General features: G+C 74.3%; 23 protein-coding genes and 2 riboswitches. Of the genes, 16 read left to right on the top strand and 7 right to left on the bottom strand.

Going from position 1 to position 23,002, the window contains the following annotated elements; translation table 11 throughout:
* Nucleotides 1-104 precede the first annotated feature (104 nt).
* Entirely contained in the window at nucleotides 105-536 is a 432-nt protein-coding gene (locus tag Asi02nite_RS22140; RefSeq protein WP_089247988.1) for an SsgA family sporulation/cell division regulator, read from the top strand.
* Between the two features lie 64 nt (nucleotides 537-600).
* Here the strand turns inward: Asi02nite_RS22140 and Asi02nite_RS22135 are convergent, their stop codons facing one another.
* From Asi02nite_RS22135 to Asi02nite_RS22125, 3 genes are all read right to left on the bottom strand, one after another.
* Nucleotides 601-1,236: a lytic polysaccharide monooxygenase gene (locus Asi02nite_RS22135; RefSeq protein ID WP_203715794.1), complete on the bottom strand. Its 636-nt coding sequence runs from the start codon at nucleotides 1,234-1,236 to the stop codon at nucleotides 601-603.
* A gap of 74 nt (nucleotides 1,237-1,310) precedes the next feature.
* On the bottom strand, nucleotides 1,311-1,886 hold the full coding sequence (locus tag Asi02nite_RS22130; protein WP_203715793.1) for a hypothetical protein: 576 nt from the start codon (nucleotides 1,884-1,886) through the stop codon (nucleotides 1,311-1,313).
* Between the two features lie 200 nt (nucleotides 1,887-2,086).
* Nucleotides 2,087-2,719: an FMN-dependent NADH-azoreductase gene (locus Asi02nite_RS22125; RefSeq protein WP_203715792.1), complete on the bottom strand. Its 633-nt coding sequence runs from the start codon at nucleotides 2,717-2,719 to the stop codon at nucleotides 2,087-2,089.
* Between the two features lie 84 nt (nucleotides 2,720-2,803).
* Here Asi02nite_RS22125 and Asi02nite_RS22120 point away from each other — a divergent pair, with 84 nt between their 5' ends.
* A complete protein-coding gene (locus Asi02nite_RS22120) occupies nucleotides 2,804-3,280 on the top strand; it encodes a MarR family winged helix-turn-helix transcriptional regulator (protein WP_203715791.1) in 477 nt (158 codons plus the stop codon).
* Nucleotides 3,281-3,284: 4 nt separating this feature from the next.
* Here Asi02nite_RS22120 and Asi02nite_RS22115 read toward each other — a convergent pair whose 3' ends face one another.
* Complete coding sequence (locus Asi02nite_RS22115) at nucleotides 3,285-4,076, bottom strand: (2Fe-2S)-binding protein (RefSeq protein ID WP_203715790.1); 792 nt, start codon at nucleotides 4,074-4,076, stop codon at nucleotides 3,285-3,287.
* A gap of 42 nt (nucleotides 4,077-4,118) precedes the next feature.
* Here Asi02nite_RS22115 and cobF point away from each other — a divergent pair, with 42 nt between their 5' ends.
* From cobF to Asi02nite_RS22060, 12 genes are all read left to right on the top strand, one after another.
* On the top strand, nucleotides 4,119-4,865 hold the full coding sequence (cobF, locus tag Asi02nite_RS22110; RefSeq protein ID WP_203715789.1) for a precorrin-6A synthase (deacetylating): 747 nt from the start codon (nucleotides 4,119-4,121) through the stop codon (nucleotides 4,863-4,865).
* Complete coding sequence (locus Asi02nite_RS41750; protein WP_239126920.1) at nucleotides 4,862-5,614, top strand: cobalt-precorrin-6A reductase; 753 nt, start codon at nucleotides 4,862-4,864, stop codon at nucleotides 5,612-5,614. Before cobF ends, Asi02nite_RS41750 begins: the two co-directional genes overlap by 4 nt.
* Nucleotides 5,611-9,159 carry a cobaltochelatase subunit CobN gene (gene cobN / locus Asi02nite_RS22105; protein ID WP_239126918.1) on the top strand — a complete coding sequence of 1,183 codons (3,549 nt, stop codon included), beginning with the start codon at nucleotides 5,611-5,613 and terminating at the stop codon, nucleotides 9,157-9,159. Before Asi02nite_RS41750 ends, cobN begins: the two co-directional genes overlap by 4 nt.
* 35 nt (nucleotides 9,160-9,194) lie before the next feature.
* A riboswitch (cobalamin riboswitch) is annotated at nucleotides 9,195-9,367 on the top strand.
* A 56-nt stretch (nucleotides 9,368-9,423) separates the two neighbouring features.
* Nucleotides 9,424-11,418, top strand: coding sequence for a VWA domain-containing protein (locus Asi02nite_RS22100; protein ID WP_203715787.1), 1,995 nt, complete (start codon nucleotides 9,424-9,426; stop codon nucleotides 11,416-11,418).
* 1 nt (nucleotide 11,419) lies between these two features.
* Complete coding sequence (gene cobO, locus Asi02nite_RS22095) at nucleotides 11,420-12,034, top strand: cob(I)yrinic acid a,c-diamide adenosyltransferase (protein WP_203715786.1); 615 nt, start codon at nucleotides 11,420-11,422, stop codon at nucleotides 12,032-12,034.
* Nucleotides 12,028-13,356, top strand: a complete 1,329-nt coding sequence (locus Asi02nite_RS22090; protein ID WP_203715785.1) for a cobyrinic acid a,c-diamide synthase CobB — start codon at nucleotides 12,028-12,030, stop codon at nucleotides 13,354-13,356. Before cobO ends, Asi02nite_RS22090 begins: the two co-directional genes overlap by 7 nt.
* On the top strand, nucleotides 13,347-14,060 hold the full coding sequence (gene cobI / locus Asi02nite_RS22085) for a precorrin-2 C(20)-methyltransferase (RefSeq protein WP_203715784.1): 714 nt from the start codon (nucleotides 13,347-13,349) through the stop codon (nucleotides 14,058-14,060). Before Asi02nite_RS22090 ends, cobI begins: the two co-directional genes overlap by 10 nt.
* Complete coding sequence (gene cobM / locus Asi02nite_RS22080; protein WP_203715783.1) at nucleotides 14,057-14,857, top strand: precorrin-4 C(11)-methyltransferase; 801 nt, start codon at nucleotides 14,057-14,059, stop codon at nucleotides 14,855-14,857. The genes cobI and cobM overlap by 4 nt, the downstream gene beginning before the upstream one ends.
* Nucleotides 14,850-16,007: a precorrin-6y C5,15-methyltransferase (decarboxylating) subunit CbiE gene (cbiE, locus tag Asi02nite_RS22075; RefSeq protein ID WP_239126917.1), complete on the top strand. Its 1,158-nt coding sequence runs from the start codon at nucleotides 14,850-14,852 to the stop codon at nucleotides 16,005-16,007. The genes cobM and cbiE overlap by 8 nt, the downstream gene beginning before the upstream one ends.
* Before the next feature lie 76 nt (nucleotides 16,008-16,083).
* Nucleotides 16,084-17,781 (top strand): precorrin-3B C(17)-methyltransferase, encoded by a 1,698-nt coding sequence (cobJ, locus tag Asi02nite_RS22070; protein ID WP_203715782.1) that lies wholly within the window; start codon nucleotides 16,084-16,086, stop codon nucleotides 17,779-17,781.
* The gene (locus tag Asi02nite_RS22065) at nucleotides 17,778-18,380 is read left to right on the top strand and encodes a precorrin-8X methylmutase (protein ID WP_203715829.1); all 603 of its coding nucleotides are present in this window, start codon (nucleotides 17,778-17,780) and stop codon (nucleotides 18,378-18,380) included. Before cobJ ends, Asi02nite_RS22065 begins: the two co-directional genes overlap by 4 nt.
* The gene (locus tag Asi02nite_RS22060; protein ID WP_203715781.1) at nucleotides 18,377-19,225 is read left to right on the top strand and encodes a sirohydrochlorin chelatase; all 849 of its coding nucleotides are present in this window, start codon (nucleotides 18,377-18,379) and stop codon (nucleotides 19,223-19,225) included. The genes Asi02nite_RS22065 and Asi02nite_RS22060 overlap by 4 nt, the downstream gene beginning before the upstream one ends.
* A 34-nt stretch (nucleotides 19,226-19,259) precedes the next feature.
* Here Asi02nite_RS22060 and Asi02nite_RS22055 read toward each other — a convergent pair whose 3' ends face one another.
* Together Asi02nite_RS22055 and Asi02nite_RS22050 are read right to left on the bottom strand one after the other, a co-directional pair.
* A complete protein-coding gene (locus Asi02nite_RS22055; RefSeq protein ID WP_203715780.1) occupies nucleotides 19,260-19,985 on the bottom strand; it encodes a CbtA family protein in 726 nt (241 codons plus the stop codon).
* A 13-nt stretch (nucleotides 19,986-19,998) separates the two neighbouring features.
* The gene (locus tag Asi02nite_RS22050) at nucleotides 19,999-20,220 is read right to left on the bottom strand and encodes a CbtB domain-containing protein (protein ID WP_239126912.1); all 222 of its coding nucleotides are present in this window, start codon (nucleotides 20,218-20,220) and stop codon (nucleotides 19,999-20,001) included.
* A gap of 43 nt (nucleotides 20,221-20,263) precedes the next feature.
* Nucleotides 20,264-20,352: riboswitch (adenosylcobalamin (AdoCbl) riboswitch) on the bottom strand.
* 142 nt (nucleotides 20,353-20,494) lie between these two features.
* Here Asi02nite_RS22050 and Asi02nite_RS22045 point away from each other — a divergent pair.
* Both Asi02nite_RS22045 and Asi02nite_RS22040 read left to right on the top strand, forming a co-directional pair.
* Complete coding sequence (locus Asi02nite_RS22045; protein WP_203715779.1) at nucleotides 20,495-21,490, top strand: aldo/keto reductase; 996 nt, start codon at nucleotides 20,495-20,497, stop codon at nucleotides 21,488-21,490.
* A 7-nt stretch (nucleotides 21,491-21,497) separates the two neighbouring features.
* Nucleotides 21,498-22,346 (top strand): helix-turn-helix transcriptional regulator, encoded by an 849-nt coding sequence (locus Asi02nite_RS22040; RefSeq protein WP_203715778.1) that lies wholly within the window; start codon nucleotides 21,498-21,500, stop codon nucleotides 22,344-22,346.
* On the opposite strand, the gene Asi02nite_RS22035 is transcribed toward Asi02nite_RS22040, so the two are convergent.
* On the bottom strand, nucleotides 22,331-22,996 hold the full coding sequence (locus Asi02nite_RS22035; RefSeq protein ID WP_203715777.1) for a sulfotransferase family protein: 666 nt from the start codon (nucleotides 22,994-22,996) through the stop codon (nucleotides 22,331-22,333). The two genes, Asi02nite_RS22040 and Asi02nite_RS22035, sit on opposite strands and share 16 nt — an antisense overlap.
* Nucleotides 22,997-23,002: the final 6 nt, after the last annotated feature.

Genomic DNA, 23,002 nt, shown 5'->3' with positions numbered 1-23,002 from the left:
ACTGGGTGAGATCAGCGATTGACGGAGCGTAAGTAGAACTATCACCTGAGTATGGGAAACGCGGGGCAAGCGCGTCCCGCAGCGGTGCCGGGGGGAGAACGTACATGAGTGTCATCCGACCGACGACCGTTGAGGTTGAAACCTCATTGCGGCTCGTCGCACCAGACGCCACCGCTCTGCCGGTGCGCGCCAGCCTGCGCTACGACCCAGCCGACCCGTACGCGGTCCACGTCCTGTTCCACGCCGACTCGGCCGGCGGCGAGGCGGTGAGCTGGTCGTTCGCCCGTGAGCTGCTCGTCACGGGCCTCGACGAGCCCGCCGGCATCGGCGACGTCCGGGTGTGGCCGTGGGCCACACCGCGGGGCGACTTCGTCGCGCTGGCCCTGTCGTCACCCGACGGGAACGCCCTGTTCGAGGTACCGCGCAGCGTGCTGGTGCGGTTCCTGCGGCGGACCTACGTCGTCGTCCCGCGCGGTCGGGAAACCGACCACCTCGACGTCGACGCGGCGGTCAACCGGCTACTGGCCGGTCGATAACACCTGAGAAAAGCGCCGCGCGGATCCTGCCGACTCCGCGCGGCGCCTTCTTTTGCCCTCTGACCTAGCTGACGTTGATGTCGCTGCACCACATGTAGGTCTGGTCCATGTGCGACGCCTTCCAGATCACGAACATGACGTGCGCTCCGGTGCGCCCCGGGAACGAGACGTTGAACGAGATGTTCTGCGCCGGCGCGTACCGCCCGGTCGTGGCGACCAGGTCGAGGTTGCCCCACCCGACACTCTGGGTAGCCGGGTTGAACCCCTGCTTCGTGACATAGACCCGGAAGAAGTCAGCGCCGTGGCTGGCCTGGTCGTACATCTGCACCGTGATGTTGCGGGAGACGTTGGTCGCCTTCCACGCACCCGGCTGGTTCAGGGTGCTGTTCCGGGAGAGGGCGTTGGCGCAGAGTTGCCCGTCCGGGGTGCGCTGCTGGTACTGGCCGGCGAGGCCGTCCCGCAGCGCGCTCATCCAGTTCCACATGGTGTCGGGGTTGGCCTGGAAGGCCCGGTAACACATCGGGTCCTGGGTCTGCATGGCCGGATTCATGTGCTGGCTGCCCCAGGTCTTCCAGCACTGGTAGGCACGGGTCGACGGGTTGATGATCGTGCCGTGGGCCTGGGCCGGACCGGCCCAGGGCAACAGGCCGACCACGACGGCGACCAGCAGGACGAGCGCCCGTGAGATGGGTGTACGCACTGTTCATCCTCCGTTCGATGGAAACGGTCGGGATGGGAGCGCTCCATCCACCATTACATAGATTGATGTAAATATCAAAGCCCGGCCGCGTCGTCGTACCGTCGGCGCAGTTCGGTCATTTCGGACTCGGCCAGCGCCTCGCGGCTCGCCAGGTCGGCGTACTTCTGCGGGAACATCTGGCGTAGCCGGTCGACGTACATCACGTCGGCGGTGGCCTCGACCACCTGGATGCCCGGCGGCTCGGTGGACAGGTCCATGATCAGCGGGCCGGCCAGCTTGACGGCCACGTCCCAGGGCCGCTTCGGCTCCGCGATCCCGCAGAGATGGAAGCCGTAGACGGTCCGCACGTCGGCGAGCGCCGTCACCTCGGCGGGTTCGTAGCCGTAGACGCGGACACCGCAGATCACCTCGGCCTTGGCCGGGTCACCCGCGGCCACGTGCTGGCCGCCGTGGTTGTGCTGCCCCGGATCGGCCCGCTCGAGCGTCGTCCGCATCCGGTCCAGGATCCGCGAACCCAGGTCCGCGGGCGCCGCCTCCGACCCGCCCGAACTGGCCAGCGCGACGGCACCGCCGGAAACGGCCAGCATGATCACCGCCACCCACAGGAAGCGGTTCCGGAACAATCCCGCGAAACTCTCCCGGGAAATCACGATTGCTGCTCACCTCGTCGCCGATTGCAGGTGCGATGGAGGTGGCCCGGCAACGCCGTGCTCGGCACGGTTGCCCCCGTGCCGCGGCGATATGAGCCATTCCATCACGTCCGCCGGCACCCCAGCAACATCGACCGGCGTCATTTCCGGCCGAAACAGTTCCGGAAACCAGGCGCCACGATCCGCCGGCCCACTGACGGTTACAGGCTCCGGCCGTGGTCGCGGGCGGACTGCTCGGCGCGGACCCGCAGCTCGACCGCAAGGTCCTTGAACTGGTCGAGGTTCGGGTCGATGCCCACCAGGGTCAGCTCGGACTCGACGATCCGCAGGTCCAGGTTCCAGACGTCGCCCAGGATGCGGCGCATCCACGGTGTCGCGTGGTCCCAGCCCGCTCGCGGCATGTCCGGTCCGTAGGAGCCGCCGCGGACCGTGACGAGGACCGCGGGCTTTCCGGCCAGGATCGTGTAGGCGCCCGCCGCCATCCGCGGGTCGGCGAGGACCGTGTCCACCCACGTCTTGAAGTGCTGCGAAACGCCGTAGTTGTAGAGCGGCACCGCGAACAGCAAGGCGTCCGCCTCGAGCAGCTCGTCGGTCAGCCGGGCGGCCAGGTCGACCGCCGCGCGCTGGGTCGCGGTCCACTTCTCCGGCGGCAGGAACCGCGCCGTCGTCGCGTCCGACCAGGCCGTCGACGGCAGCGCCGCCGTGCCGACGTGGCGGCGGGTGATCGGGGCGTCGGGGTGGGCCGCGCGCCACTCGCGCTCCACGATGTCGGCGATCTCGCGGCTGTGCGAACCCTCGACGCGGATGCTCGCGTCGAGCCGGAACAGGGACATGATCGAACTCCTTTTGCTGATGTGTCAGCAACCGTAGACACGGTGATGCTGATGCGTCAACAAACACCGGGTACGCTCGGCCACATGACCGAACCGCGCTGGCTGGACCCGCAGGAACGGCGCATGTGGCGGGCCTACCTGCGCATGCAGCGGGCGATCGAGGTCGCCCTCGTCCGGCAGCTCGGCGACTCCGGCATCTCCCGGCCCGACTTCGAGGTGCTGGTGCCCCTCTCCGAGGCCGAGGGCCGTACGCTGCGGGTCCGCGACCTGGCCACCTGGCTCGGCTGGGACCGCAGCCGCATCTCGCACCAGCTCCGGCGCATGGAGGAACGCGGCCTGATCACCCGCGAGCACTGCACCGACGACGCCCGCGGCACGATGGTGCGGATGACCGACGAGGGCTACGCGATCACCGTCCGCGCGGCCCCGGACCAGGTCGCGACGGTCCGCCGGGTGCTGGTCGACCTGTTGTCGCGCGACGAGATCGACCAGCTCACCGCGATCGCCGAGCGGGTGGCGAACGCCGCGGGCTACGACCAGCTTCCCTACCCGGACAACTGACAGGTCAGCGCGTCGCCGCGAGGATCGCCGACCAGGCCTCGCGCCGGTCGTCGGCCGGGGTCAGGACGCAGTCGGCGCAGGTGCCGCCGCCGGGGATGCGGTAGTAGAGACAGCAGTTCGCGCGCACCAGGAAACGGCGGGCCCGGGCCGGGTCCGGGCGGGCCACCAGGCCCGTGCCGGCCAGCGGGGGCAAGGTCAGCGCGTGGTCCAGCACCTCGCCGGCCCGTGCGGCGTGGCGCGGCATCGTGTCGGCCAGCACGCCGGCCGCGCCGGCGAGGGCCGACGCCACGTTGCCCCAGAGGACCTTCGGGGACAGCCGGAACTCGTCCCGGAACAGCTCGAGCAGCGGGGTCACCGTCTCCGCCAGCGGCCCCGCGACCAGCTCCGCGGCCACCTCGGCCGGCGCCCCGGCCGCGCGCGCCGCGACCGTCCCGTAGGCCATCGGCAACGGGCCCGACGGAACCGGACGCCACCAGAGGTTCGCCCGCGTGGCCAGCGGCAGCGCGCCGCCCGCGAGCGCGGCGCCCAGCGGCGGCGACAGCAACCGGGCCGTCACGCCCATGAACCAGACCGACGCCACGACGCGGTCGGGAACGTCCGATTCGGCCAGTCCGAACGCGTTGACCAGCGTCGATCGGGCGACCGTTACCCGCTCGGCCGCGACGGCGGGCGTCAACAGCGCCGTGAACGGCCGCCAGTCCCCCCTCGACGACCATGCCTCCCAGGCGAAATACGGGCCGATCGCGGCTGCGGCCGCGAGCGCTGGGCCCGCTGCGGCGGTCGTATGGGGCGGCACGCGTGTGAGCCTAGACCTGTCGATGGGGCAGACTGACCACCCATGCGTGAGGTCCTCGTCATCGGGATCGGGGCCGGCGACCCTGACCAGCTCACCCTGCAGGCGGTCAAGGCGCTCGGCCGGCTCGACGTCGCCTTCCTCGTCGACAAGGGCGACGTGAAACGGGACCTCACCGACCTGCGCCGGGACATGCTCCGCCAGTACGCGCCGCGGGCGCGCGTGGCGACCGTCACCGATCCGGAACGCGACCGCACCACCGACGCGTACGCCGCCGGCGTCGACGACTGGCGCCGGGCCCGGGCCGCCCGGTTCCGCGACCTCGTCCGCGACCAGCTCACCGAGGACGAGACCGGCGGTTTCCTGGTCTGGGGCGACCCCGCCCTGTTCGACAGCACGATCGGCATCCTCGACGACATCGACGGCGTCGCGTTCACCTACGCCGTCATCCCCGGCATCTCCAGCGTCAGCGCCCTCGCCGCCCGCCACGGGATCGGGCTCAACCGGGTCGGCCGCGCCGTGCAGATCACCACCGGACGCCGGCTCGCCACCGAGGGCCTGCCGCCGGGCGTGGACGACGTCGTGGTGATGCTCGACGCCCGCAACGCCTACCGCGCGGTCGACACCGACGTCGACGTCTACTGGGGCGCCTACCTCGGCACCCCGGACGAGATCGTCCGCGCGGGCCGGCTCGCGGACATAAAGGACGAGATCGACGAGGTACGCGCGGCGGCGCGCGCCCGCAAGGGCTGGATCATGGACACCTACCTGCTGCGCCGCCGCGACCGATGACCACGACGGTGCTCGTGCTCGGCGGCACCACCGAGGCGGCCGAGCTCGCGGCCCTGCTCGCCGCCGACCGTCGACTGCGGATCGTCACCTCGTACGCCGGCCGCACCAGCGACCCCCGCCGCCCCGCCGGTGAGGTCCGCGTCGGCGGCTTCGGCGGCGCGGACGGACTCCGCGCCTGGCTGGAGAGCAACGCCCCCGCCGTCCTCGTCGACGCGACCCACCCGTTCGCGGAAACGGTCAGCGCGCACGCCGCCGCCGCGCACGGCGTGCCCCGGTTGCGCCTGCGCCGTCCTGGATGGACAGAGCAAGGTGGAGACCGCTGGCACCGCGTGCCCGACCTGCGCACCGCCGCCGCCGTCCTGCCCACCCACGGCGCCCGCGCGTTCATCACCACCGGGCGGCAACGGCTGCGCACCTTCACCGGCGCCCCCGCCTGCGCGGCGCTGCCACTGCTGCTGGTGCGCTGCGTCGAGCCGCCCGGCGAGGAGCTGCCGCCCAACGTCCGCGTTCTGCTGGACCGCGGCCCGTACACCCTCGACGGCGAGCGCGCGCTGCTCGACCGGCACGGCATCGACGTCGTGGTCACCAAGGACAGCGGCGGCGACGCCACCCGCGCCAAGCTCGACGCCGCCCGCGAGCGCGACATCCCGGTGGTCCTGGTCGACCGTCCTGTAGAGCCCGATATGCCCACCGTCGACACACCCGCCGCGGCCGCCGCCCGTGTCCGCGAACTAGTCTCCGGTCCGTGACCGCGACGTTCGTACTGCTCTCGACCGCCGACACCGACCTGCTCGCCGCCGCCAAGGCGGAGCACTGGCGGGTCGCCAACCCGTCCCGGCTGACCACCGACGACCTGCCCGCGCTGCTCGACGGCGCCGCCGGCGTCGTGCTGCGCCTGCTCGGCGGCCGGCGCACCTGGCCCGAGGGCGTCGACGCGGTGCTCGCCGCCGGCCTGCCGGTGGTCGCGGTGGGCGGCGAGGCGGTGCCCGACGCGGAGTTGACCGCCCTCTCGACGGTGCCGGCCGGTGTCGTCGCCGACGCGCAGCGCTACCTCGTCGCCGGCGGCCCGGCCAACCTGCTGCACCTCCGCCGGTTCCTGGCGGACACGCTGCTGATGGCCGGCGAGGGCTTCGCGCCGCCGGTCGAGTTCCCGGCCTACGGCCACCACGGCCCGCGGGCTGAGAAGACCGGCCCGACCGTTGGCATCGTCTTCTACCGGGCGCATGCGCTGGCCGGCAACACCGAGTTCGTCGACACGCTCGCCGCGGAGGTCGCGAAGGCCGGCGGCACGCCGCTGCCCGTCTACGCCTCGTCGCTGCGCTCGGCCGAGACCGGCCTCTACGAGGTGCTGCGGGGCTGCGACGCGCTGGTCGTCACGATGCTCGCGGCCGGCGGCACGACCGCCGCGGACGCCTCCGCGGGCGGCGACGACGAGGCCTGGTCGGTGGAGGCGCTGGCCGCCCTCGACATCCCGGTGCTGCAGGGCCTGTGCCTGACCACGACCCGGGAGGCGTGGGAGCGCTCGGACGCGGCGCTGACGCCGATGGACGCCGCGATGCAGGTGGCGATCCCGGAGTTCGACGGGCGCCTGATCACGGTGCCGTTCTCGTTCAAGGAGCCCGGCCCCGACGGGGTGCCCGTCTATCGGGCCGACCCCGAGCGGGCCGCCCGGGTGGCCGGCATCGCGCTGCGGCACGCCCGGCTGCGGGCGATCCCCAACGCGCGCAAGCGGCTGGCGATCGTGCTGTCGTCGTACCCGACCAAGCACTCGCGGGTCGGCAACGCCGTGGGTCTCGACACACCGGCATCGGCGGTCGCGCTGCTGGGCGCCCTCCAACAGGCCGGCTACGACGTGGGCGACGTGCCCACCGACGGCGACACGCTGATCCACACGCTGATCGCGGCCGGTGGGCACGACGTGGAGTGGCTCACCGAGGAGCAGCTCGCGGCGGCGCCGATCCGGGTGCCCGCGGCCACCTACGCCGAGTGGTTCGCGGACGTGCCCGAAAGCTTGCGCGAGTCGATGGTGACCCACTGGGGTCCGCCGCCCGGCGAGCTCTACGTCGACGACGGCGCGGTCGTGCTGGCCGCGCTGCGCTACGGCAACGTCACGCTGATGATCCAGCCGCCCCGCGGCTTCGGCGAGAACCCGATCGCCATCTACCACGACCCGGACCTGCCGCCGTCGCACCACTACCTCGCCGCGTACCGGTGGCTGCAGTCCAACGTGGACGCGGTCGTGCACCTCGGCAAGCACGGCACCCTGGAGTGGCTGCCCGGCAAGGGGCTCGGCCTCGCCGCCGACTGCGCGCCCGACGCCGTGCTCGGCGACCTGCCGCTCGTCTACCCGTTCGTCGTCAACGACCCCGGCGAGGGCACCCAGGCCAAGCGGCGCGGCCACGCCACGATCGTCGACCACCTGGTGCCCCCGATGGCGCGCGCCGACACGTACGGCGACATGGCCCGGCTCGAACAGCTCCTCGACGAGTACGCCACGGTCGCCGCGCTCGACCCGGCCAAGGTGCCGACCCTGCGGGCGCAGATCTGGACGCTCATCCACGCCGCCGAGCTCCACCACGACCTGCACGTCGACGAGCAGCCCGGCGACGACGAGTTCGACGACTTCGTGCTGCACGTCGACGGCTACCTGTGCGAGATCAAGGACTCGCTGATCCGCGACGGCCTGCACGTCCTCGGCGCGCCACCGGCCGGCGCGGCGCGGGTCGACATGGTGCTGGCGATCCTGCGCGCCCGCCAGGTCTGGGGTGGCCGCCGCGGCGCGCTGCCGGGCCTGCGCGAGGCCCTGGCGGCCCACCTCGGCGTCGCGGACACCGCGCTGGAGAGCGACGCCCTGGAAGAGGTCGCGCGCACGCTCGTCCTCGCGATGGAGAGCCACGGCTGGGATCCGGAGCAGGCCCCGGTGGTGACGACCGGGACCCTCGGCAGCGCGCCCACGGGCGTCGTGGACGTGCTGCGGTTCGGCGCCACCGAGGTCGTGCCGCGGCTGGCCGCCACCACCGATGAGATCAGCGCCGTCGCGCACGCCCTGGACGGCGGCTACGTGCCCGCCGGGCCGTCCGGCTCGCCCACCCGCGGCCTGGTCAACGTGCTGCCCACCGGCCGCAACTTCTACTCCGTCGACCCGAAGGCGATCCCGTCGCGCAACGCCTGGGACGTCGGGCGCGCGCTGGCCGACTCGCTGCTCGACCGGCACCGCGCGGACACCGGGACCTGGCCGGCGCTGGTCGGCCTGACCGTCTGGGGCACCAGCGCGATGCGTACCCAGGGTGACGACATCGCCGAGGTGCTCGCGCTGATCGGCGCGCGCCCGGTCTGGGACGACGCGTCCCGCCGGGTCAACGGCTTCGAGATCGTGCCGCGGGCGGAGCTGGGCCGGCCCCGGATCGACGTGACCGTGCGCATCTCCGGCTTCTTCCGCGACGCGTTCCCGCACGTCATCGCGCTGCTGGACGACGCGATCGCCGCCGTCGCCGAGCTGGACGAGCCCGACAACTTCGTGCGTGCGCACGCGCTGGCCGACCAGGCGGAGCACGGTGACTGGCGACGTGCCACGACCAGGATCTTCGGTTCCAGGCCCGGCGCGTACGGTGCGGGCCTGTTGCCGTTGATCGACGCCCGTAACTGGCGTGACGACCGCGACCTCGCCGAGGTGTACGCGGTCTGGGGCGGCTACGCCTACGGTCGCGGGCTGGACGGGCGGGCGGCGCGCGGCGACCTCGAGACGGTCTACCGGCGGATGGCCGTGGCGGCCAAGAACGTCGACACCCGCGAGCACGACATCGCCGACTCCGACGACTACTTCCAGTACCACGGCGGCATGGTGGCGATGGTCCGCTCGCTGCGCGGCACGGATCCGGCCGCGTACATCGGCGACTCGCACCGCCCCGACGAGGTGCGCACGCGGTCGCTGGCCGAGGAGACGAAGCGCGTCTTCCGCGCCCGGGTGGTCAACCCGCGCTGGATCGAGGCGATGCGCCGGCACGGCTACAAGGGCGCGTTCGAGCTCGCGGCGACGGTCGACTACCTCTTCGGGTACGACGCGACGGCCGGCGTGGTCGACGACTGGATGTACGAGAAGCTGGCGGACGCGTACGTGCTGGACCCGTCGGTGCGCGAGTTCCTCGACAAGTCCAACCCGTGGGCGCTGCGCGGCATCACCGAGCGCTTGCTGGAGGCGGCCGAACGCGGCCTGTGGGCGGCGCCGAACCCGGAGACCATCGACGCTCTGCGCGCGGAGTATCTCCGGACGGAAGGTGACCTCGAAGGAGCGTAATCTCACTCCCTTTGACGCGGCCCGCGTCGGTGGGTCAGCATGTCTGAACGAGCGGTGCGGAGGAACCCGGTGCGATTCCGGGGCGGTCCCGCCACTGTCACCGGGGAGCGAACCCTCACCCGATTGGTCACGGCCCGCAAGGGTTGGAAGGCCGAGGGGGAGCGTCGATCCGGGAGCCAGGACACTCGGCCGCTCGCCGTCGAACCGTCGCGGGCGTGGACACCCGCGGAAGGGATGCGCCATGTCGTCGCGCCGGCACGCGGAATGAGCTCCGCGTACCCGTTCTCCGCCGTCGTCGGCCTCGCCGACCTGCGCCAGGCACTGCTGCTCAACGCCGTCTCGCCGGTGATCGGCGGGGTGCTCGTGCGCGGCGAGAAGGGCACCGCGAAATCGACGATGGTACGGGCGTTGGCCGCGCTGCTGCCCGACATCGCGGTCGTGCCGGGCTGCCGGTTCGCCTGTGACCCGGCCGCGCCGGACGCGGCGTGCCCCGACGGCCCGCACGCCGGGGTCACGTCGAGCACCAGGCGGTCGCGGCTGGTCGAGTTGCCGGTCGGTGCCACCGAGGACCGCGTCGTCGGCACGCTCGACGTGCAGCGGATCCTGACCGAGGGCACCAAGGCGTACGAGCCCGGCCTGCTGGCCGCCGCGCACCGGGGCGCGCTCTACGTCGACGAGGTCAACCTGCTCCCCGACCACCTGGTCGACCTGCTGCTGGACGCGGCCGCGATGGGGCGCGCGTTCGTCGAGCGCGACGGCGTCTCGCTCCGGCACGCCGCCCGCTTCCTGCTGGTCGGCACGATGAACCCCGAGGAGGGCGAGCCGCGGCCGCAACTCGTCGACCGGTTCGGGCTCGTGGTCGAGGTGGGCGCGCCCGCCGAGCCCGGCGACCGGGCCGAGGTGGTCCGGCGGCGGCTGGCCTACGAGGCCGACCCGGACGGCTTCGCGGCGCGGTTCGCGACCGCCGACGCGGCCACGGCCGAGCGGATCGTCGCGGCCCGGGCCCGGCTGCCGAAGGTGACCCTGCCCGACGCGGCGCTGGACCGGATCGCCCGGATCTGCCTGGCGTACGGCGTCGACGGCCTGCGCGCCGACATCGTGATGGCCCGCACCGCCGTCGCCCTGGCCGCCTGGCGCGACCGCGCCGTGGTCACCGACCAGGAGGTCGACGACGCGGCGCGGCTGGCGCTGCCCCACCGCCGCCGGCGCGACCCGTTCGACCCGCCGGGCGCCGACGAGCAGGCGCTGGACGACGCCCTGGAGCAGGCGGGATCTTCCGAACCCCCGCCGCCCGAGCCGGACGACGACCCCGGTCCCGGCGGTGGCCCGTCCGGCCCCGGCCCCGACAGCCCGCCGCCGGACGACAACGGCCCGGGTGGTGGCGGCGCCGCCGCACCCGACGCCGAGGACCGCCCCGGTTCGGCACCCGCCGCTCCCCCACCGGCGGCCGCCGCTGCCGGCTCGGCCTACAAGACCCGGACGCTGACCGCCCGCTCCCGGGGCCGCCACGGCCACAGTGGACGGCGCTCGCCCGCCTACGCCGCGCGCGGCCGGGTGGCCGGCTCGCGCACCCCGCGCGGCCGGATCGGCGCCGTGCACCTGCCCGACACCGTCCTCGCCGCCGCCCGCGACCAGAGCGCAAGGAACGGTCCGTTATTAACGAATAGCGTTAACAACGGACCGTTCCTTGCGCGAATCGCGATCCGTCGGGAGCACCTGCGCGAGGCCGTCCACATCGGACGCGAGGCCAACCTGGTGCTGTTCGTGGTCGACGCGTCCGGGTCCATGGCCGCGCGCACCCGGATGGCCGCCGTCAAGACCGCCGTGCTCTCCCTGCTCCGCGACGCCTACCAGCGCCGGGACACGGTGGGCATGATCACCTTCCGGGACACCCAGGCGACCACGGTGCTGCGCCCCACGGCCAGCCACGAGGTCGGCGTGCGCCGGCTGGCCGACCTGCGCACCGGCGGGCGTACGCCGTTGGCCGCCGGTCTGGCCACCGCGGCGCGGACGCTGGCCGGCGAGCGCCGCCGCGACCCGCTGCGCCGCCCCCTGCTGGTGGTCGTCACCGACGGCCGGCACACCCGCGGCCCGGATCCGCGCACGGTCGCACCCGCGCTGGCCGGCGTGCCGAGCGTGGTCGTCGACTGCGAGACCGGCCCCGTCCGGCTGGGCATGGCCCGCACGCTGGCCATCGCGCTGGACGCCGAGTACCTCCCGCTCGCGGCGCTCTCCGCCGCCACCCTCAAGGCGGTCTGAGATGCCACAGGGCAAGGTCGAGCAGGTGCCGGACGACGGGCTGACCACCCGCGAGCGGCGGCGGCAGCCGCTGCTCGCGGTGCACACAGGCATCGGCAAGGGAAAGTCGACGGCCGCCTTCGGGATGGCGCTGCGCGCCTGGAACGCCGGCTGGCCCATCGTCGTCTTCCAGTTCGTCAAGAGTCCCAAGTGGCGCGTCGGCGAGGAGACCGCGCTCAAGGCGCTCGGCGCCCACCACGCGGCCACCGGCGTCGGCGCGCCCGTCACCTGGCACAAGATGGGCGAGGGCTGGTCGTGGCTGGCCCGGCCCGGCGACGAGCGCGACCACGCCGCCGAGGCGGCCGAGGGCTGGGCGCAGGTCAGGCGGGACCTGGCGGACGAGCGGTACCGGTTCTACGTGCTGGACGAGTTCACGTACCCGATGAAGTGGGGTTGGGTCGACGTGGCCGAGGTCGTCGCGACGCTGCGCGCCCGGCCGGGCAACCAGCACGTCGTGGTCACGGGTCGCGACGCCGCGCCGGCGCTGGTCGAGGCGGCCGACCTGGTCACCGAGATGAGCAAGGTCAAGCATCCGATGGACGCCGGCCGCAAGGGACAGCAGGGCATCGAGTGGTAGCCCGCGTCGTGGTGGCCGCGCCGGCCTCCGGGCACGGCAAGACCACCGTCGCGGGCGGGCTGCTCGCCGCCTTCGCGGCCCGGGGCCGGCGGGTCGCCGGGTTCAAGGTCGGTCCGGACTACATCGACCCCGGCTATCACGCGCTGGCCAGCGGCCGGCCCGGGCGCAACCTCGACCCGGTGCTGGTCGGCACGGAGCGGATCGCGCCGCTGTTCGCGCACGGCGCCGCGGGTGCCGACCTCGCGGTGGTCGAGGGCGTGATGGGGCTGTTCGACGGGCGGGCGCACGCCGGCGAGCACGGCTCGACCGCGCAGGTGGCCAAGCTGCTCTCCGCGCCGGTGCTGCTGGTGGTCGACGGCTCCGCCGTCGGACGGTCGATCGCCGCGCTGGTGCACGGGTTCCGCGGCTTCGACCCGGCGGTGCGACTGGCCGGCGTGGTGCTCAACAAGGTCGGTTCCGACCGGCACGAGGCGATCCTGCGCGAGGCGCTGGAGGAGACCGGGACCCCGGTGCTCGGCGTGCTGCGGCGCAGCGACGCGGTCGCCGCGCCGTCGCGGCACCTCGGGCTGGTGCCGGTGGCGGAGCGGGCGTCCGAGGCGACCACGGCGATGGCCGCGCTGGCCGCGCTGATCGAGTCCAGTGTGGACCTGGCGGCCATCGCGGCGGAGGCCGCCGCGGCACCACCGCTGGCGGTCGAACCCTGGTCGCCGCCGGTCCACCCGACGGGCTCCCGGCCGGTGGTCGCGGTCGCCGGCGGCCCGGCGTTCAGCTTCTCCTACGCCGAGACCACCGAGCTGCTGGCCGCGGCCGGTGCCGAGGTCGTGACCGTGGACCCGCTGCGCGACGAGGCCCTGCCGCCGCGCACCGCGGCGCTGGTCGTCGGCGGCGGCTTCCCCGAGGTGTACGCGGCCGAGCTGTCCGCCAACGCGCCGCTGCGCTCGTCCGTGGCCGCCCTGGCCGCCGCCGGCGCGCCGATCGCGGCGGAGTGCGCCGGGCTGCTCTGGCTCTCCCGGTCGCTCGACGGCGCGCCGATGTGCGGCGTGCTGCCCGCCGATGCCGCGATGACGGGCCGGCTGACGCTCGGCTACCGGGACGCGGTGGCGATCTCGCCGAGCTGGCTCGGGCCGGTCGGCACCCGGGTGACCGGGCACGAGTTCCACCGCACGGCGACCACGCCCGGCGCCGGCGCCGCGCCCGCGTGGGCGTGGCGGGAACGGCCCGCCGAGGGCTTCGTGGCGGGCAACGTGCACGCCTCCTACCTGCACCTGCACTGGGCCGGTGCCCCGGAGATCGCGGAACGGCTGGTGGCGGCATGCGCCTGATCGGAGTCGGCGTCGGGCCCGGTGATCCGGAGCTGATGACGCTCAAGGGCGTGCGGGCGCTGGCCACCGCGGGCCGGGTGTTCGTGCCCGTGCTCGACCCCGCGGACGTCGGGCGGGCCGAGGCGACCGTGCGGGCGCACGCCGCGCACGAGCGGATCGAGCGGTTGGTCTTCGCGCTCAACGAGCGCACGGACGCCGGGCGGCGGGAGCGCTACTGGGACGCGGCGGGGCGCCGGGTCGCGCAGTGGCTGCGGGAGACCGGCGGCACGGCCGCGTTCGCCACGATCGGCGACCCCAACGTGTACGCGACGTTCGGCTACCTGGCGGAGACCGTACGCGGGCTGCTGCCCTCGGTCGAGGTGGAGACGGTGCCGGGCATCACGGCGATGCAGGCGCTGGCCGCGGCGGCCGGGCGGCCGCTGGTCGAGGGCGGCGAGGAGCTGGTGCTGCTGCCGCTCGCCCGGGGCGACCTGGCGCCGCTGCACGAGGCGCTGGCGCGCGACGCCACCGTCGTCGTCTACAAGGGAGGGCGGCACATGGCGGCGATCGCCGCGGCCGCGGCCGGCCGGGGCGCCGTGGTCGGCAGCCACCTGGGCCTACCGGACGAGAAGGTGCTACCGCTCGACGCGGTCGACGGGCCGTTGCCGTACCTGGCGACGGTGCTGATCCCGGCCGTCCGCGAGCGACGGGGAGGAAAGCTGTGACCGGTCGGGTGAGCTTCGTCGGTGCCGGACCGGGCGCCGCCGACCTGATGACGCTGCGCGCGGCGCGGCGGCTGGCCGAGGCCGACATCGTGGTCTGGGCGTCGAGCCTGGTCTCGGCGGAGGTGCTCGAACACGTGCGGCCCGGCGCCGAGGTCGTGGATTCGGCCGCCGTGCCGCTCGAGACCGTGGTCGAGATCTATCACCGCGCCGCGGCCGAGGGCCTGCACGTCGTGCGGCTCCACTCGGGCGACCCGAGCCTGTGGGGCGCGGTCGCCGAGCAGCTCGACGCCTGCGCGGGCCTCGACCTCGCCACGGAGATCGTCCCCGGCGTGTCGGCCTTCGGCGCCGTCGCGGCCGCGGCCGGCCGGGAGCTGACCGTGCCCGAGGTCGCCCAGTCGGTGATCCTGACCCGGCTCGAAGGCGGCAAGACGCCGATGCCCGACGGGGAGCGGATCGCGGACTTCGCCCGGCACGGCACGACGATGGCGGTGTTCCTGTCGGCGGCGCGCGCCAAGCAGTTGGCGGAGCAGCTCGTCGAGGGCGGTTACCCGCCCGAGACGCCGGTGGTGATCGGATCGCGGGTGAGCTGGCCCGACGAGCTGCTGGCCTGGTGCACGATCGGGACGCTGGCCGAGACGGTGCGCGCGCACAAGCTGTGGAAGCACACGCTGTTCCTGGTAGGGCCGGCGCTGGCGGCGCACGGGACGCGCAGCCACCTCTACCACCCGGGGCATTTCCACGGTCACCGGCGCGCGGAGCGGGGCGCCCGCTCGGAGCTGAAGGCCCGCCGTGCCTAGGGTGATCGTGTACGGCCACGACGGCGGCCCCCTGCCCGCGGCGGTGGGCGAGGCGACGCTGCTGGTCGGCGGCGAACGGCATCTCGCCGGCGTGTCGTCGGACGCCGAGCGGGTGATCATGGGCCCGGTGGCGGCGGCGGTCGACCGGGTCGCGGTCCACGATGGACCGGTTGCCGTGCTGGCGAGCGGCGATCCGGGGTTCTTCGGCATCGTGCGGGCGCTGCGCCGGGCCGGGGTGGACCCGGTCGTCCGGCCGGCGGTCTCGTCGGTGGCGCAGGCGTTCGCCCGGTTGGGGCTGCCCTGGGACGACGCGGTGGTGGTGTCGGCACACGGCCGGGACGGCGGGCTGCGGCGGGCGGTCAACGTCTGCCGCGCGTACCCGAAGGTCGCCGTCCTCACCGGCCCCGGCGCCGAGCCGCCGGTGCTCGCGGCCGAGCTGCGCGGCTGGCCCCGGCGTGTCGTCGTGGCCTCCCACCTCGGCCTGGCCGACGAGCGGCTGACCGGCCCCGACGGCGACTGGGCGGACCCCAACGTGGTGCTCGTGCTGGCCGAGGGGGACCCGGGCGACGGCCCCGCCGGCTGGCTCGCGGGCGGTATCCGGCCACCCGCCGGTTGGGCGCTGCCCGAGGACGCCTTCGCCCACCGGGACTCGATGATCACCAAGGCCGAGGTACGCGCCGTCACCCTGCCCCACCTCGCCCCCGCCCCGGGCACGCTCGTGTGGGACGTCGGCACCGGTTCGGGCTCGGTCGCCGTCGAGTGTGGCCGGTTCGGCGCCGCGGTGGTGGCGGTCGACCGCGACCCGGCGGCCGCGGACCTGGTACGCGCCAACGCCGGCCGGCACGGCGTGGCCGTGCGGATGGTCACGGGCGCGGCCCCGCGGGCCCTGTCCGACCTGCCGGACCCGGACGCGGTGTTCGTGGGCGGCGGTGGCCCGGAGGTGCTGCGCGCGGTCCTGGATCGCGCACCCGCCCGCGTCGTCGCGGCCTACGCCGCACTCGAACCGGTCGGCCCGGCCGCGACGGCACTGGCCGCCGCCGGCTACACGACCGGCGGCGCCCAGATCCAGGCGAACCGTCTGGCCGACCTCGCCGGCCGGCACCGCCTGGCCGCGACCAACCCGGTGACGCTGGTCTGGGGGTCCCGATGATCGGCGCGGTCGCACCGACCGCGGCGGGCCGACGCCTGGCCGCGACCAACCCCGTGAGACTGCTCTGGGGGTCCCGATGATCGGCGTCGTCGCACCGACCGCGGCGGGCCGACGCCTGGCCGCCCGCCTCGCGGACGCCTGGCCCGGCGAGGTCCGCGTCTTCGACGGCCCGGTCCGCGACCAGTTCGCCGAAGCCTGGGCGGGCAGTGAGGTGCTGGTCTGCTTCCTCGCCACCGGCGCGACGGTGCGCCTGATCGCTCCCCTGCTGTCCGACAAGCACACCGACCCCGGCGTCGTCTGCGTCGACGAGGCGGGCCGCTTCGCGGTGGCCCTGACCGGTGGCCACGACGGCGGCGCCAACGACGCGGCCCGGCGGATCGCCGCGCTGCTCGGCGCCGAACCCGTCGTCACCACCGCCACCGACAGCGCGGGGCTGCCACCGCTCGACGGCTTCGGCGCGGACCTGGGCTTCCGGCTCGCCGACCCGGCTCCGGTCGCCCGGGTGACCCGCGCGGTGCTCGACGGCGCCGGCGCGGTCGTGGTCGCCGACCGGACCTGGCCGGTTCCCGCCCTACCCGACGACGGCCCCGACCCGGTGCGCCTGGTCGTCTCGGACCGCGTCGACGCCACCGGCGACCTCGTCTACCGCCCGCCGTCCCTGGTGGTCGGCGTCGGCGCGAGCCGGGGCGTCACCGAAGAGGCGGTCGCCGCCGTGGTGCACGCCGCGCTGGCGGACGGCGGGCTCGACCCCGCCGCCGTGCGGGCGCTGGCCACTGTGGACGTCAAGGCCGACGAGGCCGGCATCCTCGCGTTCGCGGCCCATCGCGGCTGGCCCGTGCTGACGTTCCCCGCCGCCGAGCTGGCCGGCGAGGACGTGCCGACGCCGTCCGAGGTCGTGCGGGCCGCGGTCGGCACGCCGAGTGTGGCCGAGGCGGCCGCGCTGCGGGCCGCCCGCGACGCCGGGCGCGGCGCGGAGCTCGTGGTGACCAAGCGGGTCACCCCGACAGCGACCGCCGCCGTGGCCCGGCTCGTGCCCCGCGGCCGGCTGACCATCGTCGGCATCGGGCCCGGCGCCGAGGACCTGCGCACCCCGCGGGCCACCGCCGCGCTGCGCCGGGCGGCCGTGGTGGTCGGGCTCGACCAGTACGTGGACCAGGTGCGCCACCTCCTCTCCCCCGGCACCCGGATCGTCGCGTCCGTGCTCGGCGAGGAGGCCAAGCGCGCCCGCGAAGCCGTCGAGCTGGCCACCGAGGGGCACGCCGTGGCGCTGATCGGGTCCGGTGACGCCGGGCTCTACGCCATGGCCTCACCCGCGCTGGAGCTCGCCGGGGACGACGTCGACGTCGAGGCCGTGCCGGGCGTCACCGCCGCGCTGGCCGCGAGCGCCCTGCTGGGCGCGCCGCTCGGGCACGACCACGCCTACGTGTCGCTCTCGGACCTGCACACACCCTGGCCCGTGATCGCCGAGCGGCTCCGGGCCGTCGCCGCCGCGGACCTGGTCGCCTGCCTCTACAACCCGCGCAGCCGCACGCGGATCACCCAGTTCGACGAGGCCCTGGCGATCCTCCGGGCGCACCGGCCGCCGGACACCCCCGTCGGCGTCGTCCGCGACGCGACGCGGCCGGGCCAGCACGTCCACCTCACCACCGTCGCGGCACTGGCCGCCGATCCGTCCATCGTGGACATGCGATCGGTGGTCCTGGTCGGCTCCAGCCGCAGCCGGGTCGTGGCCGGGCGGATGGTCACACCCCGGGAGTACGCGTGGCTGTCGTGAAACGCACGGTGCACCCGATCGAGGCGGAGTCCTACCGGATCCTGCGCCGCGCGGCCGACACCGCCGCCCTGCCGCCGCACACCCGGGACGTAATCGAGCGGATCATCCACACCACCGCGGACCCTGGCTGGCTCACCGACCTGGTCACCGACGAGGCGGCGCTGGCCGCCGGCCGGGCCGCGCTGGCCGCCGGCGCTCCCCTTGTCACCGACGTGTCGATGGTGGCGGCCGGCGTCACCACCTACCCGGCGACCTGCCTCGTCGCCGCGCCCGAGACGGCCGCGCTGGCCCGCGACACCGGGCTCACCCGCTCCGCCGCCGGAATCCGGCTCGCCGCCGAGGAAAACCCGGACGGCGCGGTCTGGGTGATCGGCAACGCGCCGACCGCGCTGGTCGAGCTGATCGACCTTGCCACCACCGGTGCGATCCGGCCGGCGCTCGTCATCGGGCTCCCCGTCGGCTACGTCGGCGCGGCCGAGTCCAAGGCCGCCCTGCGCGAGACCGCGCTGCCGCACCTGTCCAACCGGTCCGCACGCGGCGGCGCGGCCGTCGCCGCCGCCGCCGTCAACGCCCTGCTGTACGGAGATCCGCTCGCATGACCACCCCTCTGCTCATCGCCGGCCACGGCACCAAGGACCCGGACGGGGTCGACGACTTCCGCCGCTTCGTCGCGCGGGTCGGCCGGAGCCTCGACGTGCCGGTCGCCGGCGGCTTCATCGAACTGTCGGAGCCACCGGTCAAGGACGCGGTCGCCGACCTGCTGACGGACGGGGTCCGGCGGCTGGCCTGCGTACCCCTGATGCTCGTCGCCGCCGGCCACGCCAAGGGCGACATCCCCGGCTCGCTGGCCGCCGAACGGGCAAGGCATCCCGGCCTGACCTTCGCCTACGGGCGACCGCTCGGCCCGCACCCGGGCGTGCTCGCCCTGCTCCGGGAACGCCTGAGCGACGCGGGAGCCGACAGGAACACCACCGTGCTGCTGGTCGGCCGGGGCTCCACCGACCCGGACGCCAACGCCGAGGTCGCCAAGGTGGCCCGCCTGCTCGCGGAGACCACGGACGTGTCCGGCGTGGAGTACGCGTTCGTCTCGCTCGCCCAGCCCAGCGTGCCGGCCGGCCTCGACCGCTGTCGCGCCCTGGGTGCGGCGAAAACGGTGGTGCTGCCCTACTTCCTCTTCACCGGCGTCCTGCCCCGCCGGGTCGCCACCCAGGCGGCCGAGTGGGCGACCGAACACCACGCCGACGTCCGCACCGCCGAGGTGATCGGCGACTGCGCGGGCCTGGCCGAGATCGTGGTCGAGCGCTACCGCGAAGCGCTGGCCGGTGACATCCGCGCCAACTGCGACACGTGCAAGTACCGGATCGCCCTGCCGTTCCACGAGCACGCGGTCGGCGCCGCGCAGGTGCCGCACACGCATCCGGCCGACCACCACCATCAGCACTGAGGGCGGTGGCCGGCCGGAGCGGCTGGCTGGCTGACTAGGCGGAGGCGGTGAGCACCGCTTCGCGGCGGAGGGTGCGCTCCACGAGCGCGCCCAGGCCGAGCCCGAGGGTGGTCCAGACGACCACCTGCGTGCCGAGCGAGGCCAGGCGGAAGTTCCAGAGCACGAGCGGCGAGAAGCCCTCCGGAATCTCCTCGATCGTCGGCAGCAGCACGTGTGCCACCACGACCACGGCGACGAACGCACCGGCACCCAGGATGGACGCGTTCCACAGGCCGAGCCGGCCGACCCGCGCCCGTCCGATGTAGACGGCGAGCGCCAGGGCCGCCAGCGCGATCACCAGCAGGAGGAAGTAGAGCGACGTACGCCGCCCGATGCTGTCCTCGGAGCCGGTGGCCGGCGGGTTGGCCGGATACTTGAGCCACGGCACGAACGCCACGGTGACGAAGCCGGCCAGCGCGACCAGCGCCGCGGTGGCCCGCGGCCCGAGCCGGCCGAGGCGCCCGTAGGCGGCGGCGAACACCATCGAGAAGATCCCGCCCAGCGCGACGCCGTAGATCAGCGTCGCGGTGAGCAGGCCGACGGTGCTCTGCACCGTGCGGGTCACCGACCCGGGCTCACCGGGTGGCGAGTGCGCCTCCTCGAAGGCGATCGCCGCGTCGATCGGGCCCTCGCCCACGAGGTAGGCGAAGACGAACGCGAGCACGCCGGCGGCCAGTCCCACCAGCATGCCGCGGATCAGCAACGAACGGGGGGACAGCACGATGCCCCGCCCGTCAGTGGCAGGGGAAACCGAGCAGGTGGCGGCCGTCGTGCACGAACTCGTGCACGCCGCTGCCACCGATCAGGTGGAACACACCCTGCTCGGTGCCGACGAAGTAGAGCAACGCGATCGCGAGCACGGCGCCGAACAGGAGCCAGGGCTGGAGCGCACGCCACGGGATGGCCACGGGCTGGACGGCCGGGCTCGGGGTGGCGGAAGACGAGATGCTGGACACGGGGCGAACCTCCTCGGGATCACGCGTCCCACGACGGGTTTCGGTGTCGACGGAGGGTCTGACTCCCACGCCTGCGCGTGGTCACAGTGGCGCGACCGCGCCGGATTCCCACCGGCTTCCTACCGTCGTCACGTCTGCCCGGGACGCTACGGTCGCCCGCGCCGAGGTGTCAACCACGTGAGACTTCCCGCTCAGTTCGCGCGAAGGTCGCCCTCCCGGACCGGGGATAACCAGGACGCCGCTACCGACTCCGAGCGGGAGCACGGTGGACCGCATGGCATTGCGTACACACACGATCGGAAACCAGGGCCTGACCGCCTCCGTCGAGGGGCTGGGCACGTTCGGCCTGACCGCCGCGTACGGCACCCGCGACGACGCCGAGTCGACGGCCACCATCCACCGCGCGCTCGACCTCGGTGTGACCATGTTCGACACCGCCGACTTCTACGGCTACGGCGAGGCGGAACGGCTGCTCGGCCGGGCACTGGCAAGCCGCCGGGCCGAAACGGTCATCGCCACCAAGGTCGGCGGCGGCACGTTCGACGACCAGGACCGACTCGTCGGGCCCGCCAACGGCCAGCCCGCGTACCTGCGCGTCGCCGTCGAGCGGTCGCTGCGCCGGCTCGGCGTCGACCGGATCGATCTGCTCTACCTGCACCGGGTGGACCCGGCTGTGCCCGTCGAGGAGAGCATCGGCGCGCTGGGCGAATTCGTCACGGCCGGCACGGTCGGCTATCTGGGCATCAGCGAGGCCTCGGCGCGGAGCATCCGCCGGGCGCACGCGACCGCGCCGCTGTCGGCGGTGCAGACCGAGTACTCGTTGTTCAGCCGGGACGTCGAGGCCAACGGCGTGCTGGCGGCCACCCGCGAGCTGGGGCTCGGCTTCGTCGCGTACTCCCCACTGGGTCGCGGCTTCCTCACCGGCACCATCCGCAGCATGGACGACGTGCCGGAGGGCGACTTCCGCCGGACGTGGCCGCGCCTGGCCGACGGCAACATCGACCGCAACCTGGTGCTCGTGGACCGCATCCGGGCCGTCGCCGACCGGGTCGGCGTCACCCCCGCCCAACTCGCACTAGCGTGGGTGCTGGAGCGGGGCGGCACGGCCATCCCGGGCACCAAGCACCGCACGTACCTCGAGGAGAACGTGGCCGCGGCGGCGATCGAGCTGACCCCGGCGGTCATGGCGGAGCTGGGCGTGATCCTGCCGGTGGGCGCGGCGGCCGGCGCCCGCTACACGCCCGAGGCGATGGCCGCCATCGAGGAGTGAGGTCGTAGTGGCACGTGGCGAGCTCGGCGATTTCCTGCGGAGCCGCCGGGAGGCGCTCCGGCCGTCCGACGTGGGCATCCCGTCGGGCGGCCGGCGCCGCACACCCGGCCTGCGCCGCGAGGAGGTCGCGCTGCTGGCGAACCTCTCCGTCGACTACTACGAGCGGCTGGAGCAGTCGCGGGCCGGCACGCCGTCGGAGACGCTGCTCGGCGCGCTGGCGGGGGCGTTGCGACTCTCGGTCGAGGAGCGTGACTACCTCTACCGGCTGGCCGGCTACTCGGCGCCGAACCCCGGTGTCGACACCGGATACGTCGACCCCGCGCTGATGTTCCTGCTCGACACCCTCGACACCGTGCCGGCGCAGGTCGTCGACGACCTGACCACGATGCTGGCGCAGAACGCGCTGAGCCGGGCACTGCTCGGCCGCTGGACCGACGGCGACGAGCGGTCCAACAACGTGGTCTGGCGCTGGTTCACGGATCCCGCGTCGCGCGAGCTGAACGCGCCGCAGGAGCACGAGTCGCTGGGCCGGGGCTACGTGGCCGACCTACGGGCCGCCGCCTCCCGCCGGGGCCCGGACCCGAAGGTCGAGCGGCTCGTCGCCGACCTGGAGTCGGCCAGCGACGAGTTCGCCCGCTACTGGCATGAGATGCGGGTGACGCCGCTGCACAGCACCCGCAAGCTGATCGTCCATCCGCGGGCGGGCAACCTCGACGTCCAGTGCGACTACGTCCGCGCCGAGAGCACCGGCCAGCGGCTCGTGATCTTCCGGCCGCAGCCGGGCTCGCACACCGCCGACAGCTTCGAGTTCCTGCGGGTCCTCGGCGACGGTGGCCGGCGCTACGTGGCCGACTGACCGAGCCCCACCTGCTCCCGGAACTCGGCGGTGTGGTGCAGGTGGGGAAAGGGCTCGTCGGGTACGGGCACGCCCAGCGCGCGGGCCAGCGGCTCCCATCCGTCGTGGCCGAGCCGCCACTCGACGAGTCGCCCGGCCGGGATCTCCGCGCGGATGGCCGCGAGCCGCTGGTCGTACATCCGCTCCATCCAGGCCCGGTCCTCGAACCGCCCCTGGAAGTCGCCCTGCCAGACCAGGCGTTCGAGCACGTGGCGGAACGCCGCGGGCTGCACCTCGCCGTCGGGCCGGGGCCCGAGGGTGCCCGCCCGGGCGGCCTGGCGCACGGCCCAGATCGTCCGCTCGGCGCTGCGGTAGAACCCGTCGAAGTCGCGGTGGTTGAGCAGCACCGGGGCGTCCGGGAAGGCGGCGCAGACCTCCCGCCACCGGCTGCAGGCCGGCCAGTCGACAGTGGACTGCCAACCGGTGAACATCTCGTGCCAGTCGACCGTCTCGCCGTCGGCCGCCCGGAGCCACCGGGCCGCCTCCCGCTCGCGGTGCGCGCCCACGCTGAGCTCCTGCATGTGCAGGCACGGCCCGGCGCCCAGCCGTTCCAGCGCCACCCGCAGCGACCGCGTCCCCGTCCGCCCGAACCCGACCCCAATGATCCGCATGAATAC

This window comes from Asanoa siamensis (assembly GCF_016862555.1).
Taxonomy (GTDB): Bacteria; Actinomycetota; Actinomycetes; order Mycobacteriales; family Micromonosporaceae; genus Asanoa; species Asanoa siamensis.
The sequence above is the reverse complement of the archived record's forward strand: the minus strand, read 5'-3'. Positions and strand labels throughout refer to the sequence as shown.